The sequence below is a fragment of the Pseudomonas sp. GW821-FHT10C09 genome (assembly GCF_059415465.1).
This window is the reverse complement of record NZ_JBWKNG010000005.1, coordinates 240,149-253,779: the sequence shown is the minus strand read 5'-3', so window position 1 is coordinate 253,779 and position 13,631 is coordinate 240,149. Positions and strand designations below refer to the sequence as shown.

The window sequence follows — 13,631 nt, the reverse complement described above, 5'->3', positions numbered from 1 at the left end:
TGGAGTCTGCCTCAAGAAATACGGAAACAAAGGGCGCACTCTAACCGCTGTGCTCTACCGGACGCCAGCCATGGCGCTGAATATCAACACGATTATTCAGGACACTGATGCCTTCAGCGCGTAATCGCGCGCGCTGCTCATCCCCCGAAGGGCTGCCCACCGGCAGGCTGATCCGACCGCCGGCACCCAGCACTCGGTGCCAAGGCAGTTTCGTATCACCCGGCAATTGGCTAAGGGTGCGTCCGACCCAGCGGGCGGCGCGACCGAGTCCGGCCAGCTCTGCCAATTGACCATAGCTCACCACTTTGCCCTCGGGCACTTGTGCCAAGGTCAGGTAGAGCGCCGTGCGTCGGATTTGCGCCGGGCTTTCGGTTTCAGCGGTTGGGTCGGTCACGTCCGGGGTTCCTGAAGAAGCTCACATTTCCGTCTGTAGAGTAAGTCGCGGATCACTGATTGAGAAATGAACTCAATAGAAATAGTCGGGTCAGTCCTTGCTAGGGCCTTATTCGTGAGGATAATGCCGACTTTTTTTCGCAATCTTGAGCCTGTATTTGCTTATGTTGTCCAGAACCTTGCTGTGCCTCGCTGTTGCCAGTGCCTCCTCACCTTTGCTCGCCGATACCGTCTGGTTGAAGAACGGTGACAAGCTGAGCGGCAAGATCACGCTGTTCGATGGCGGCAAATTGCTGATTCAGACCGAGTACGCCGGTGCGGTCCCGATCGACTGGAAACAGGTCAAAACCCTGGAGAGTGATCAGGAGTTACTGGTCAAGCAGGATGCCTACACCGGCGAGAAGACCAAGTCGCTGCATGCGGCCGACGACGGCAAGGTGACGCTGCAAAATGGCGAGGCACCGAAGACGGTCGAACTGGCCAGTATCCAGCAGATCCTCAAGCCCAAGCCGGTGGTGGAAGATCTGGTGTGGAAGGGCAATATCGACGCCGCACTGGATTACCAGCGGGCGGAAAATGATACCGATGACTACGACATCGATTTCAAGACCACGGCGCGCCACGGCAAATGGCGGCATATTGCGGAAGGCGAGTACAACCGCGAATTCCAGGATGACGTGGTGACGACTGACAACTGGCGGGCTGAATACTCGCTCGACCGCTTCCTGACCGAAAAATGGTTCTGGCAGGGTCGGGCTGTTTATAAGCGCGACAAAGTCGAAGACCTGTCCCGTCAGCGCACCGTCGGTACCGGGCCGGGCTACCAGTTCTGGGACAACGAATTGGGCGCATTCTCCCTGGGCTCGCTGGTCAACCGTACGGACTATGAGTTCACCGACGGCAGCAAGGAGAACTTCTACTCCCTGGCGATGAAGTGGGACTACAACCGCTACCTGATCGGCAAGAAGGTGGAGTTCTTCACCAATGGGGAGCTTGGCAAACCGTTGTCGGGCGTGGCCGATTACGCGCTGGATTCCGAAATTGGCTTGCGCTACAAGGTGACCGAATGGGCGTCGCTTAACCTGAAGGCGGAGCGAGATATCATCAGCGGCACCGATGATGCTGATCTGGACAAGGTGCGCTACACCGCAGGGTTTGGCGTGGCCTGGTAAGGCACCAACGAAAAATCGCAGCCCGGGGCTGCGATTTTTTTGTGCCTGCAAAAACACACAGGCACAAAAAAGCCCCGCTTTTAAGGGCGGGGCTTTTTACTAAAGCAAGTACAAGTTAGATAACTTGAACTTCTTCAGCTTGCATGCCTTTCTGACCGCGGGTAGCGATGAAAGAAACCTGTTGGCCTTCTTTCAGGCTTTTGAAGCCGTCGGATTGGATAGCTTTGAAGTGAACGAACAGGTCGTCACCGGATTGTGGAGTGATGAAGCCGAAGCCTTTTTCATCGTTGAACCACTTAACGGTACCGGTTTGGCGATTAGACATGGTGTAACTCCTTGAACAAAGATAACTGCGACGCAGGAAGAACCCTGGCCGAGACTGAGTGCAAAGAGCAGGAAAAATTCTTGTAGATGGTTGGATCGAAATTCAACATATCGTGTAGAGATTCTCAGTGACACAAGCAGCACAGTGGCGCCACCTTAACCCTTTTTCCGGGACGTGCCAATGCTTCTTGCGAAGGTTTCTCTGTTTTCAGGACTGACGGTCCATTGGATTGAGTCAAAGGCCCTGAATTCACGGGACATCGTCGAGAATTGTGCCTCGCACTTTGAACCCGGGGCGCGCGCCCGGTAAGATGCCGGACAGAATTTTTCCACCTCGCTATTCAGGACACCCGCCATGAGCATCAAATCGGACAAGTGGATTCGCCGCATGGCGCAAGAGCACGGGATGATCGAACCTTTCGTCGAGCGCCAGGTGCGCGGCAGCGACGATAGCCGTGTGATCTCCTACGGCGTGTCCAGCTACGGCTACGATGTGCGTTGCACCAATCACTTCAAGGTGTTTACCAACATCAATTCGGCGATCGTCGACCCGAAAAACTTCGATGCGGGCAGCTTCGTCGATATCCACAGCGACGTCTGCATCATTCCGCCGAACTCCTTTGCCCTGGCCAGCACCGTCGAATACTTCCGCATTCCGCGCAATGTATTGACCATTTGCCTGGGGAAAAGCACCTATGCGCGCTGCGGCATTATCGTCAACGTCACGCCGCTCGAGCCAGAGTGGGAAGGTCACGTGACCCTGGAATTCTCCAACACCACCAATCTGCCGGCGAAAATCTACGCGAACGAAGGTGTGGCGCAGATGCTGTTCCTTGAGTCTGACGAAGAGTGCGAAGTCTCCTATAAGGACCGTGGCGGCAAGTATCAGGGCCAGCGTGGCGTGACGCTGCCGCGCACCTGATCCGTTCATCTGGCCAATCAGCGGGAATTCTTGAGCGGGTAGACACTCTATTGGGTGTACTGCCCGGTTCGCGCACAGCGGACGGGGCCTTCGCTCAGGAGTGCTATATGAAGATCGATCCGCGAATAAGTGCCGAACTGGCAAGGCTTGAGCCCAATCAGATTGGCGTTTTGGCCTGGTCCTTGTTGGCACATCCACCCGTCAGCATGGCGGGGGGCATCCCCGGTCAACCCGACCCCGATACCCCGAACGAACAGCCTACGGAGCCCGGTGAACCGACCTTGCCGGATGAGCCACCTCCCGCGCCTGTCGCCTGATCTGCTGTTGAAAATGAATGGCCAGTCAGCTGATGTCCTTGAAGACTTCAGCTGACTGGCCATATTTCGTTGTCGCCGATCACAAAGATCCTGCAACTGTCGTCCCGCTCGACCTGATACCCGCCGGTAAACGCACCGAAGGCCGGAAGCAGGCTGATGGTTTCTCCCAGCCTGAAACACGCCAGTCGCAAACTTTGCCGCCCCCTGCCTCTTAATCGATAAACGGGATGGACGTGTCCGGCAAGCACGTGGCGATCGGGATGAGGGTCGGGTTCATGCTGCAAGGCGAATGGCCCCAGTAGCAACGGCTCAGGCACTACCCGGATGTTCAGCGAGGCAGGTGGATCGCCAGCTCGCTTGTCGTGGTTGCCGCGAATCAGCGTCATCGGCAAATCAGCATGCCGCGCCCGCCATGCGGCCAGTGCGCCCAACGTGGCCACTGCATGAGAGCCGGGGCCGTGAAGAAAATCACCGAGAAAAATCAGCTGCCGACAGGGAAGGGCCGCCAGCAACCCGTCCAGCACTGCAATATTGCTGGCTGTCGTGCCGTGCGGCACCGGCTGACCAAGGCTTCGATACGCCGCTGCTTTTCCAAAATGCACATCGGCAATCAGCAGGGCTTGTTGCGACGGCCAGTAGAGGGCTTTTTCCGGCAGCAGCCACAGGTCTTCACCGGCCAGTCGTACGGGATAGGGCGTGCTCATCAGCTTTTCCCGGTTTCGGCGGTTTTCTCGAGGTCGGTGACCATGCGCCGGATACGGTCTGCGAGTTTTTCCGAGCTCATGCTTTCGCGCATGCGTTCCACCAACAGCGGAAACCCCAGCGGTGTAGGACGTTTGAGCTGATGCAGGTCCAATTGCAGACGGTTGATACGTTTCAGCGTCTGTTCCAGACGCTGAATATCCAGTTCTTCCCGTAGGACTTCTTCCCCGGCCTGCGCCAGCAACAGATTCCCGGCGTCGTACTGTTTAAACACTTCAAAGAACAACCCACTCGACGCCTGAACCTGACGTGTGCTTTTCGGCGCGCCCGGATAACCGGCAAACACCAGCCCGGCGATCCGCGCGATTTCCCGAAAACGGCGAAGCGCCAGTTCTCCAGCGTTCAGACTGGCGAGCACGTCTTCCAACAGGTGTTCGGGGCTCAACAGCGCGGGACTCAGAACTTGCGGCCAGTCCACAGGCGTGGCGCTGAGCAACTCCAGCCCATAATCATTCACCGCGATGGAAAACGTGACCGCCTGCTGCTGACTCACGCGCCACGCCAACACACTCGCCAGCCCCAGATGCACCTGGCGTCCGGCAAAGGGATACAGGAACAGATGCCAGCCTTCGCGAGACTTGAGCGCTTCGGCCAGCAACGTCGTCGAGGTCGGCAAACCGGACCAGCGTTGCTGCACCTCCAAGAGAGGCAGCAATGCGCGCATTTCCGGGCCGGAAAATTCACCCTGCGACGCCGCACTGAAACGCTCGACCACCGCTTGCGCCAGCTCATTGGAAAGCGGCATCCGTCCGCCATTCCAGCGCGGCACCGCAGCCTTTTTCGCGGTACTGCGTTTGACATAAGCGGTCATGTTTTCCACCCGGACCAATTCCAGCAGGCGCCCGGCAAACAGAAAACCGTCGCCCGGTTTCAATCGCGCGATAAACCCTTCCTCGACGCTGCCCAATTGCTTGCCGCCGCCGCCCTTGCTCCAGAACTTCAGCTGGATGCTCGCATCGCTGACAATGGTGCCGATGCTCATGCGATGGCGCCGCGCCAGTCGCGCATCGGGTACGCGCCACACGCCGTGTTCATCCGGTTCAACCCGGCGGTAGTCCGGATAGGCTGTCAGAGACAATCCGCCATGGCGTACGAATGCCAGCGCCCAGCTCCAATCCGCCACGGTGAGGTCGCGATACGCCCAGGCACCGCGTACTTCTTCATACAGCTCATCGGGCAGGAACCCTCCGCCCAACGCCATGCTGACCAAGTGCTGAACCAGCACATCCAGTGGTTTATGCGGTGATTCGCGGGGCTCGATGCGTCGTTGCTCCACGGCGTCTTGCGCCGCAGCCGCTTCGATCAGTTCCAGGCTGTGCGTCGGGACCAGCGTCACCCGTGAAGTTCGTCCGGGCGCATGCCCGGAACGGCCGGCTCGCTGCATCAGCCGCGCCACACCTTTGGCCGAGCCGATTTGCAGCACCCGCTCCACCGGCAAGAAATCCACACCCAAGTCCAGGCTCGAGGTGCAAACCACCGCTTTGAGTTGACCTTCCTTGAGTGCTCGCTCGACCCAGTCACGGGTATCGCGCGACAGTGAACTGTGATGCAAGGCGATCAGCCCGGCCCAATCGGGGCGAGCTTCCAGTATCGCCTGATACCAGATCTCGGATTGGGCACGGGTGTTGGTGAACACCAGGCTGCTGGGGCTGGATTCCAGCTCCACGACGACCTGCGGCAACATCTTCAAACCGATATGCCCGGCCCAGGGAAAGCGCTCGATGGCGGGCGGTAGCAGCGTGTCGACGAGCAGCGCCTTGGACGTTTGTCCCTGAACGCTGATGCCGCCCCCTTGTGGGATAAGTACCTCTTCAGCGTGAGCCTGATTACCCAACGTCGCGGAAACACCCCACACGATCAGGGCCGGATTCCAGCGGCGCAGTCGGGCCAGGGCCAGTTGCAATTGCACGCCGCGCTTGTTGCCCAGCAATTCGTGCCATTCGTCGATCACCACCATGCGCAGGGTTGCCAGCGCCGTTTGCGCATCGGTGCGGGCGAGCATCAGGGTCAGGCTTTCAGGCGTGGTGATCAGCGTGGTGGGCAGACGCCGGCTCTGTCGTGCCCGTTCGCTGCTGCTGGTATCGCCGGTGCGCAGGCCGACGCTCCATGGAATCTGTAAGTCGAGCAGTGGCGTTTCCAGGGCGCGAGCGGTGTCGGCCGCCAGTGCGCGCATGGGAGTTATCCACAGGACGGTCAGCGGTTGGGCGACCGGTTTCCGTTTGCGTGGGGTTTCAACGGGTGGGAGAGACGAGGCAAAACGATTGAGCGCAGCAAACCAGACTGCGTAGGTTTTGCCGGCGCCGGTGCTGGCGTGCAGCAATCCGGACTCGCCGCGTTTAACCGCCGTCCACACCTGTTTCTGAAAGGCGAACGGCTTCCATCCGCGGGCGGTGAACCAGAGTTTTGCGTAGTCGGGGGAGGTTCCCATGCCGGCGGTGTGCGCTCTGAAAGTCTTCTTTCAGTGACCGCGGCGCAATGGGACAAGTTTAATTTCGTGTTAGATCGTAAATCCCCTGTGGGCGCGAGCTTGCTCCCACAGGTTTTGCGGTGTTACTTGAGGTTGCCGCTGAGGAACTGCTTCAGTCGTTCGCTCTTCGGATTGCCCAGTACGTCGTCCGGCGCGCCTTCTTCTTCCACCAGCCCCTGGTGCAGGAACAGCACCTGGCTTGAGACTTTGCGGGCGAAGCTCATTTCGTGCGTCACCATGATCATGGTCCGGCCTTCTTCAGCCAGGCCCTGGATCACGCGCAGCACTTCGCCCACCAGTTCCGGGTCGAGCGCCGAGGTCGGTTCGTCAAACAGCATGACTTCCGGTTCCATCGCCAGTGCGCGAGCAATCGCGACACGTTGCTGCTGACCACCGGACAGGAACGCCGGGTACTGGTCAGCGACGCGGGCGGCCAGGCCAACCTTGTCCAGATAACGGCGGGCGCGGTCTTCGGCTTCTTCCTTGCTGCAACCCAACACCCGGCGCGGAGCCATGGTGATGTTTTCCAGCACAGTCATGTGGCTCCACAGGTTGAAGTGCTGGAACACCATGGCCAGGCGGGTGCGGATCCGTTGCAGTTCATCGGCATCGGCCACGTGCATGCCGTGGCGATCCTTGATCATGCGGATGTTCTGGCCGTCCAGGCTCATCGCGCCGTCGTTGGGCTGTTCGAGAAAGTTGATGCAACGCAGAAAGGTACTTTTACCCGAGCCGCTGGCGCCGATGAGGCTGATCACGTCGCCGGTGTTGGCCTTGAGCGAAACGCCTTTGAGGACTTCATGATCGCCGTAGCTTTTATGCAGGCCTTCGATGGTCAGTTTGTACATGGGGCAGACATCCTCAAGGCGAAAGTAGGTAGCCACTGCGATAGGCTTCGGCGCCCGCGACATGCGCGATCACCATGCCGGCAGTGGCCATGCGCCGTAGCGAGCGGGCGTACATCAACCCGGCGGCGGTGCAATGAACAGGAGTGACGCGATCGTTGATCGGGTCAATGATTTCGGCGATCAGTTGCCCGGCCTCGAGGTATTCCCCCGGCAGTGCGGTGAACACCAGCAGCCCGCCGACCGGAGTTTCCACCGGTTCGACGCCGGCCAGCGGCGTGGCCGGGTAGGGCAGCTCGGGCAGTGGCGCCGCTTCGCCGGCGATGGCGCCGAAGTGGATCAGGTAATCGATCAACGCCTGGCAATCGAGGCTGGCCAGCGGGTGATTGACGTCACCCTGGCCGCGCAATTCGACGGTCACCGAGAAACTGCCCAGCGGAATGTCGAAGCGTTCGCCGAAGCGCTCCTTCAACTGCCACCAGAGCAGGGTGAAACATTCATCGAACGATTGGCCGCCGGAATCCGTGGCCAGCAAACTCGCCTCGGCACCGATGTAGCGCGCCAGCGGCTCGACCTGCGGCCAGGCTTCGGGCGTGGTGTAGAGGTGCGCGACGGCTTCGAAATCGCAATGCAGGTCCAGCACCATATCCGCGTCGCAAGCGAGGCGTTGCAGGGTCAGGCGTTGGGATTGCAGTTGAGTGCTGACGGTTTGCCGGGCGAGGGCGTTGCGCAAGCTGTCGCGGATCAGCTCGAGGTTGCGCTGCGCATCGTCACCGAGTCGGGCTTCGATCTCATTGCCGACCGCTTCGCTGACATCGACGAACCAGCGGTTGAAGTTCTGGCCGCTTTCGAGCTCGTAACGGCCCAGCGGCACATCCATCACCACTTGCTCCAGGCCCACCGGGTTGGCCACGGGGACCAGCACGATTTCGCTGCGCAGGCGGCCGCTGGCTTCAAGCTCCGCCAGGCGTTGCTTGAGGTGCCAGGCCACGAGCATGCCGGGCATTTCGTCGGCGTGCAGGGACGACTGGATGTAGATCTTGCCTTGGGCCGACGTGGGGCCGTAATGAAAACTGTGAATCTGTCGTGCAGTCCCCGGCAGCGGGGCCAGCAGGTCATGAATCTGGTGGCGCATGTCTCTTTATCCCTAAAGCGGGTCCTAGTGGGTCGGCCCGAGGAAGGCCAGCCAGCGGCGTTCGGCGAGACGGAACAGGCCGACCAGCGCGAAGGTCACGGTCAGGTAAATCAGCGCGGCAATGCCGAACGATTGAAAGGTCAGGAAGGTCGCCGAGTTGGCGTCCCGAGCGACTTTCAAGATGTCCGGGATGGTCGCGGTGAACGCCACGGTGGTCGAGTGCAGCATCAGAATCACTTCGTTGCTGTAATACGGCAGCGAGCGACGCAGGGCCGACGGCATGATCACGTAGGCATACAGCTTCCAGCCGGTCAGGCCGTAGGCTTTGGCGGCTTCGACTTCACCGTGGTTCATGCTGCGAATCGCCCCGGCGAAAATCTCCGTGGTGTAGGCGCAGGTGTTGAGGGCGAAGGCGAGAATGGTGCAGTTCATTGCATCGCGAAAGAACGCATCCAGCACCGGCTGAGCGCGTATGGCCGCCAAGCTGTAAATACCGGTGTAGCAAATCAGCAGCTGGATATACAGCGGCGTCCCGCGAAACAGGTAGGTATAGAACTGCACCGGCCAACGGATGTAGAAGTGCGGCGACACCCGGGCGATGGACAGCGGGATCGACACCAGGAAACCGAAGAAGATCGAAGCGCTGAGCAGCCACATCGTCATGGCCAGACCGGTGATGTTGTTGCCGTCGCTATAGAGGAAGGGTTTCCAGTATTCCTGCAGAAGTTCGATCATCGTACGGCCTCCCGGGAGCCGGCGGCGTAGCGGCGTTCAAGCTTGCGCAGGACGAAATTGGAGGCGCTGGTGATCAGCAGGTAAATCACCGCGGCCAGCACCAGGAAATAGAACAGTTGATAGGTGCTTTTACCGGCGTCCTGAGCGGCTTTGACCAGGTCGGCGAGGCCGATGATCGACACCAGCGCAGTGGCCTTGAGCATCACCATCCAGTTATTGCCGATCCCCGGCAGAGCGAAACGCATCATTTGCGGGAACACCACGATCCAGAAACGCTGGCCACGCTTGAGGCCATACGCGGTTGCGGCTTCTACCTGACCACGCGGGACAGCGAGAATCGCGCCACGGAAGGTCTCGGTGAAGTACGCGCCATAGATGAAGCCCAGGGTGATGACCCCGGCGCTGAACGGGTCGATCTCGATGTATTCCCATTCCATGTAATCGGTCAGCGATGTCAGCCAGGTTTGCAGGCTGTAGAAAATCAGCAGCATCAGGACCAGGTCCGGAACGCCGCGAATAAGTGTGGTGTAAAGCTGGGCAGGCACGCGCATCAGTTTGACTTTTGACAGCTTGGCACTGGCGCCGAGTAGCCCGAGCAACACGGCCACCAATAGCGACAACGCCGACAACTTGATCGTCATCCAGGTGCCTTGCATCAGCAACGGACCGAAGCCCTTGAGGCTGAAGGCAGAGAGCCCCAGATTTTGTAATAGGTTTTCGAACATAAAATCAGCAACCTGATCGGATGAAAAAAGCGCCCATCGCGAGATGGGCGCCGGGCATTATTTGCCGCTGTACAGATTCAGATCGCCAAAGTGTTTCTTCTGAATGGTGGCGTAGGTGCCATCATCGTGTAACGCTTTGATACCTTTATCCAAAAGTGCCTTCAGCTCGGTGTTACCTTTCTTAATGCCGACGGCGGTTTTGGCCGGCAGCAAATGGTCGTCGAGCGGCTTGCTGACGTCATAATCGGCGCCTTGTGGTGACTTCAGGAAGCCCAGTTCGGCTTGCAGCATGTCCTGAATACCCGCGTCGAGACGACCGGACGTCAAGTCGGCGTAGACCTGATCCTGGTTGGCGTAGGCCTGGGTTTTCACGCCAGCCTTGTCCAGAACGGCTTTGGCATAGGCTTCCTGGATGGTGCCTTGTTCGTAGCCGACGGTTTTGCCCTTGAGCGAAGCGACGTCTGCGGTGATGCCAGAACCTTTCTTCGACACGTAGGCGGTTGGGCCGGAGAACAGCTCGCTGGAGAAGTCGATGACTTTTTCGCGGGCTTCGGTAACGGTCATCGACGAGATCACGCCGTCGAATTTATTGGCCTTGAGGCCCGGAATCATGCCGTCGAAATCGCTTTCGACCCATTTGCACTTGACCTTCAGCTCGGCGCAGATCGCGTTCCCCAGATCGATGTCGAAGCCTACCAGGCTACCGTCGGCCGCTTTCGACTCGAACGGTGCGTAGGAAGGGTCAACGCCAAAACGCAGCTCCTTGTATTCCTTTGCCATGGCGGAACCAGCAGCCATGCACAACGCCAGTGCAGAAAGGGTCAGCAATGCTTTTTTCATTATTCAATCCCTAAGAACCAATATGAGCGCTTGTGGCGCAGAATTATTGTTACTGGTAAGCGTAAGACCTATTGAAAGTAGCAATTTCCGAACCAGAGTCCCGAACGAGCGTTTTAAAAGGTCATACAGGAAATGACTGCGGGGGAATTGTGCACGAAAACGGGCGCCGTGGAAGTGCTGCACCAAGATGGTTCGGTTCACTCCTGCAGGGGATCGGGTTAGCCCAGTAAGTTTTGCAGAGTACCGAGATTGTCAGCCTCTTCGACTGACTTGTCCTGACGCCAGCGCAGCATCCTGGGAAAACGCACGGCGATCCCGCTCTTGTGGCGTTTTGACAAGGCAATGCCTTCGAACCCCAGCTCAAACACCAGGCTGGGTTTCACACTGCTCACCGGGCCGAATTTCTCCACCGTGGTTTTGCGCACGATGCTGTCGACCTGGCGCATTTCTTCATCGGTCAAGCCTGAATAGGCCTTGGCGAAGGGCACCAGCGCGCGTTCGCTGGCGTCGGGCGGGCCGTCCCAGACCGCGAAGGTGTAATCGCTGTAGAGACTGGCCCGCCGTCCGTGGCCTCGTTGGGCATAGATCAGCACCGCATCGACGCTGAACGGGTCGACTTTCCATTTCCACCACACGCCCATGTCCTTGGTCCGACCCACGCCGTACAGCGAATCCCGGGCCTTGAGCATCATGCCTTCAACGCCCAGGCGGCGGGAGGCTTCCCGTTGGCGGGCGAGGTCGTGCCAGTCCTCGCCGGTCAATACCGGGGAGAGCAGTAACACCGGGTCGTGGCAGGCGGCGATCACCTGCTCCAATTGAGTGCGACGCTTGGCCTGCGGTTGATTTCGCAAGTCCTCACCGGCCCACTCCAGCAGGTCGTAAGCGAGCAGGACGACCGGCACCTCATCGAGGATTTTCTTGCCGAGGACTTTGCGTCCGATGCGCTGCTGCAACAAGGCGAATGGCTGCACGGAGGGGGCGGCGGGTGAGGCTGGATCGAAGGCATCTTCGGTGTCGGGGCGGGCGCTTTTCCAGGCGACGATTTCGCCGTCGATCACGGTGCCGTCGGGTAAGCCGTGCACCAGGTGATCGAACTCGGGGAAGCGCTCAGTTACCAACTCTTCACCTCGCGACCAGATCCACAAACGCCCGTCGCGCTTGACCACTTGGGCGCGGATGCCATCCCATTTCCATTCCACCAGCCATTGGCTGGCGGGGCCAAGTAACGCTTCAAATTGCTCGACCGGTTGCGACAGCGCATGGGCCAGAAAGAAAGGATAAGGCTGCCCGCCCCGTTCAGCGTGTTCACCCGCGGATTCGGCGGCGATCAGTTTCAGGTAACTCGCCGCTTTTGGACGATTCGACAGGTCGGTGTACGCGACCATGCGCTGAGCCACGCGTTTGCTGTCGAGCCCGGCCATGGCCGCCAGCGCACGGGTCACCAGCAACTTGGAGACGCCAACGCGGAAGCTGCCGGTGATCAGTTTGATGCACAGCATCAGGCTGGCGCGATCCAGTTGTGCCCAGAGTTCGGGCAGGCGCTCGGCAAGCACTTCGGGGGACTCGCCGCGCAGTGGCAACAGCTTGTCTTCAATCCATACCGCCAACCCGTCGGTGGAACGGTGCGGAGATTCGGGCAACACCAGCGAGATGGTTTCCGCCAGATCACCCACCGCCTGATAACTCTCTTCGAACAGCCAGGGTTCAAGCCCGGAAATCGCTTCGGCCAGCTCGCGCAGCACTCGCACAGGGACCAATTGCCGAGGCCGCCCACCGGACAAAAAATACACCGCCCAGGCGGCGTCTTGCGGTGAGGCTTGGGCAAAGTAGTGTTGCATCGCGGCCAGTTTGGCATTGCTCGACGTGGTGGCGTCGAGTTCGGCATACAACTGCGCGAATGCTTTCATGCCAGCACCTTGTCTTTCTCGGGTTCGATCCCGGCGTTTTCTTCATCGTCATCGCCGTACTCGGTGTCGAAGCTTTGGGCATCCAGTCCCTGTTCACGCAGATGGCGTACCAGCACGCCGACCGAACCGTGGGTCACCATGACTCGCTCGGCGCCGGTCTGTTCGATCGCCCAGAGCAGGCCCGGCCAATCGGCATGGTCGGACAGGACAAAGCCGCGGTCGACTCCGCGCCGGCGGCGGGTGCCACGCAAACGCATCCAGCCGCTGGCAAAGCCGTCGCTGTACTCGCCGAAACGGCGCATCCAGGTGCTGGCTCCTGCGGACGGCGGGGCGATGATCAGGGCTTTGCGCATCATCGGGTCGCTCTTTTTGACGTCGCCGGCATAGATCGTGGGCGGCAGGTAAACGCCGCTCTGGCGATACACCTGGTTGAGCGGCTCCACGGCGCCATGCACCAGAATGGGGCCAAGGCTGGCGTCGATTCCGTGGAGAATGCGCTGGGCTTTGCCGAACGAATAGCAGAACAGCACGCTGGCAATGTCGGCGGCGGCGTTGGCCTGCCACCACTGATTGATCTCGGCAAACACCTCGGCCTGGGGTTGCCAACGATAGATCGGCAAGCCGAAGGTCGATTCGGTGATAAAGGTGTGGCACCGCACCGGTTCGAAGGGCGCGCACGTGCCGTCGGCTTCAGTCTTGTAATCCCCCGAGGCGACCCAGACCTCGCCGCCGTATTCCAGACGCACCTGGGCCGAACCGAGGACATGACCGGCGGGGTGAAAACTGAGGGTGACGCCATGATGTTGGAGGGGCTGACCGTAAGGCAGGGTTTGCAGGTTGATGTCGGCACCGAGGCGAGCGCGCAGGATGCCTTCGCCGGCTGACGCCGCCAGGTAATGCCGATTGCCGCTGCGGGCATGGTCGCTGTGAGCGTGGGTAATGATCGCGCGCTCGACCGGCCGCCACGGGTCGATGTAGAAATCCCCGGCCGGGCAATACAAACCTTCAGGACGCGCGATAACAAGTTCCATGTCGTTACCAAAATGGAGGGACTTGTTAGCTATGAGGTTGGCGTGAAGCCAGAAGT

Annotated in this window: 14 protein-coding genes; 3 read left to right on the top strand and 11 right to left on the bottom strand. The window is 59.7% G+C overall.

Features of this window, described 5'->3' with window-relative positions:
• Nucleotides 1–40: 40 nt before the first annotated feature.
• Nucleotides 41–394, bottom strand: a complete 354-nt coding sequence (locus AC07N8_RS07035; RefSeq protein ID WP_483840502.1) for an MGMT family protein — start codon at nucleotides 392–394, stop codon at nucleotides 41–43.
• Nucleotides 395–557: 163 nt separating this feature from the next.
• On the opposite strand from AC07N8_RS07035, the gene AC07N8_RS07030 reads away from it, so the two are divergent.
• Nucleotides 558–1,565, top strand: coding sequence for a DUF481 domain-containing protein (locus AC07N8_RS07030; RefSeq protein WP_483840503.1), 1,008 nt, complete (start codon nucleotides 558–560; stop codon nucleotides 1,563–1,565).
• Between the two features lie 115 nt (nucleotides 1,566–1,680).
• Here AC07N8_RS07030 and AC07N8_RS07025 read toward each other — a convergent pair whose 3' ends face one another.
• Entirely contained in the window at nucleotides 1,681–1,890 is a 210-nt protein-coding gene (locus AC07N8_RS07025; protein WP_002554837.1) for a cold-shock protein, read from the bottom strand.
• A 354-nt stretch (nucleotides 1,891–2,244) separates the two neighbouring features.
• Here AC07N8_RS07025 and dcd point away from each other — a divergent pair, with 354 nt between their 5' ends.
• Complete coding sequence (gene dcd / locus AC07N8_RS07020) at nucleotides 2,245–2,811, top strand: dCTP deaminase (protein ID WP_007904652.1); 567 nt, start codon at nucleotides 2,245–2,247, stop codon at nucleotides 2,809–2,811.
• A 107-nt stretch (nucleotides 2,812–2,918) separates the two neighbouring features.
• Entirely contained in the window at nucleotides 2,919–3,128 is a 210-nt protein-coding gene (locus AC07N8_RS07015; RefSeq protein ID WP_007947208.1) for a hypothetical protein, read from the top strand.
• A gap of 47 nt (nucleotides 3,129–3,175) precedes the next feature.
• Here AC07N8_RS07015 and pdeM read toward each other — a convergent pair whose 3' ends face one another.
• From pdeM to AC07N8_RS06970, 9 genes are all read right to left on the bottom strand, one after another.
• Entirely contained in the window at nucleotides 3,176–3,832 is a 657-nt protein-coding gene (pdeM, locus tag AC07N8_RS07010) for a ligase-associated DNA damage response endonuclease PdeM (RefSeq protein WP_493142545.1), read from the bottom strand.
• Nucleotides 3,832–6,318 carry a ligase-associated DNA damage response DEXH box helicase gene (locus AC07N8_RS07005; RefSeq protein WP_493142546.1) on the bottom strand — a complete coding sequence of 829 codons (2,487 nt, stop codon included), beginning with the start codon at nucleotides 6,316–6,318 and terminating at the stop codon, nucleotides 3,832–3,834. The genes pdeM and AC07N8_RS07005 overlap by 1 nt, the downstream gene beginning before the upstream one ends.
• Before the next feature lie 122 nt (nucleotides 6,319–6,440).
• Nucleotides 6,441–7,205, bottom strand: a complete 765-nt coding sequence (locus tag AC07N8_RS07000) for an ABC transporter ATP-binding protein (RefSeq protein WP_493142548.1) — start codon at nucleotides 7,203–7,205, stop codon at nucleotides 6,441–6,443.
• A gap of 13 nt (nucleotides 7,206–7,218) precedes the next feature.
• A complete protein-coding gene (locus AC07N8_RS06995) occupies nucleotides 7,219–8,337 on the bottom strand; it encodes a succinylglutamate desuccinylase/aspartoacylase family protein (RefSeq protein ID WP_493142549.1) in 1,119 nt (372 codons plus the stop codon).
• Nucleotides 8,338–8,361: 24 nt separating this feature from the next.
• Nucleotides 8,362–9,072, bottom strand: a complete 711-nt coding sequence (locus AC07N8_RS06990; protein ID WP_493142551.1) for an ABC transporter permease — start codon at nucleotides 9,070–9,072, stop codon at nucleotides 8,362–8,364.
• Entirely contained in the window at nucleotides 9,069–9,797 is a 729-nt protein-coding gene (locus AC07N8_RS06985; protein ID WP_483840509.1) for an ABC transporter permease, read from the bottom strand. The genes AC07N8_RS06990 and AC07N8_RS06985 overlap by 4 nt, the downstream gene beginning before the upstream one ends.
• Before the next feature lie 57 nt (nucleotides 9,798–9,854).
• The gene (locus AC07N8_RS06980; protein ID WP_483840510.1) at nucleotides 9,855–10,637 is read right to left on the bottom strand and encodes a transporter substrate-binding domain-containing protein; all 783 of its coding nucleotides are present in this window, start codon (nucleotides 10,635–10,637) and stop codon (nucleotides 9,855–9,857) included.
• A 218-nt stretch (nucleotides 10,638–10,855) separates the two neighbouring features.
• Nucleotides 10,856–12,544, bottom strand: coding sequence for an ATP-dependent DNA ligase (locus AC07N8_RS06975; RefSeq protein WP_493142554.1), 1,689 nt, complete (start codon nucleotides 12,542–12,544; stop codon nucleotides 10,856–10,858).
• Complete coding sequence (locus tag AC07N8_RS06970) at nucleotides 12,541–13,575, bottom strand: ligase-associated DNA damage response exonuclease (RefSeq protein WP_493142556.1); 1,035 nt, start codon at nucleotides 13,573–13,575, stop codon at nucleotides 12,541–12,543. Before AC07N8_RS06970 ends, AC07N8_RS06975 begins: the two co-directional genes overlap by 4 nt.
• Between the last annotated feature and the right edge of the window lie 56 nt (nucleotides 13,576–13,631).

Excerpts from the sequence above, each read along its gene's own strand:
- dcd (WP_007904652.1), top strand. The coding sequence starts at position 2,245 with ATGAGCATCAAATCGGACAAGTGGATTCGCCGCATGGCGCAAGAGCAC.
- AC07N8_RS07025 (WP_002554837.1), bottom strand. The coding sequence starts at position 1,890 with ATGTCTAATCGCCAAACCGGTACCGTTAAGTGGTTCAACGATGAAAAA.
- AC07N8_RS06985 (WP_483840509.1), bottom strand. The coding sequence starts at position 9,797 with ATGTTCGAAAACCTATTACAAAATCTGGGGCTCTCTGCCTTCAGCCTC.
- AC07N8_RS07030 (WP_483840503.1), top strand. The coding sequence starts at position 558 with ATGTTGTCCAGAACCTTGCTGTGCCTCGCTGTTGCCAGTGCCTCCTCA.
- AC07N8_RS06970 (WP_493142556.1), bottom strand. The coding sequence starts at position 13,575 with ATGGAACTTGTTATCGCGCGTCCTGAAGGTTTGTATTGCCCGGCCGGG.
- pdeM (WP_493142545.1), bottom strand. The coding sequence starts at position 3,832 with ATGAGCACGCCCTATCCCGTACGACTGGCCGGTGAAGACCTGTGGCTG.
- AC07N8_RS06995 (WP_493142549.1), bottom strand. The coding sequence starts at position 8,337 with ATGCGCCACCAGATTCATGACCTGCTGGCCCCGCTGCCGGGGACTGCA.
- AC07N8_RS06975 (WP_493142554.1), bottom strand. The coding sequence starts at position 12,544 with ATGAAAGCATTCGCGCAGTTGTATGCCGAACTCGACGCCACCACGTCG.
- AC07N8_RS07005 (WP_493142546.1), bottom strand. The coding sequence starts at position 6,318 with ATGGGAACCTCCCCCGACTACGCAAAACTCTGGTTCACCGCCCGCGGA.
- AC07N8_RS06980 (WP_483840510.1), bottom strand. The coding sequence starts at position 10,637 with ATGAAAAAAGCATTGCTGACCCTTTCTGCACTGGCGTTGTGCATGGCT.
- AC07N8_RS07000 (WP_493142548.1), bottom strand. The coding sequence starts at position 7,205 with ATGTACAAACTGACCATCGAAGGCCTGCATAAAAGCTACGGCGATCAT.
- AC07N8_RS06990 (WP_493142551.1), bottom strand. The coding sequence starts at position 9,072 with ATGATCGAACTTCTGCAGGAATACTGGAAACCCTTCCTCTATAGCGAC.
- AC07N8_RS07015 (WP_007947208.1), top strand. The coding sequence starts at position 2,919 with ATGAAGATCGATCCGCGAATAAGTGCCGAACTGGCAAGGCTTGAGCCC.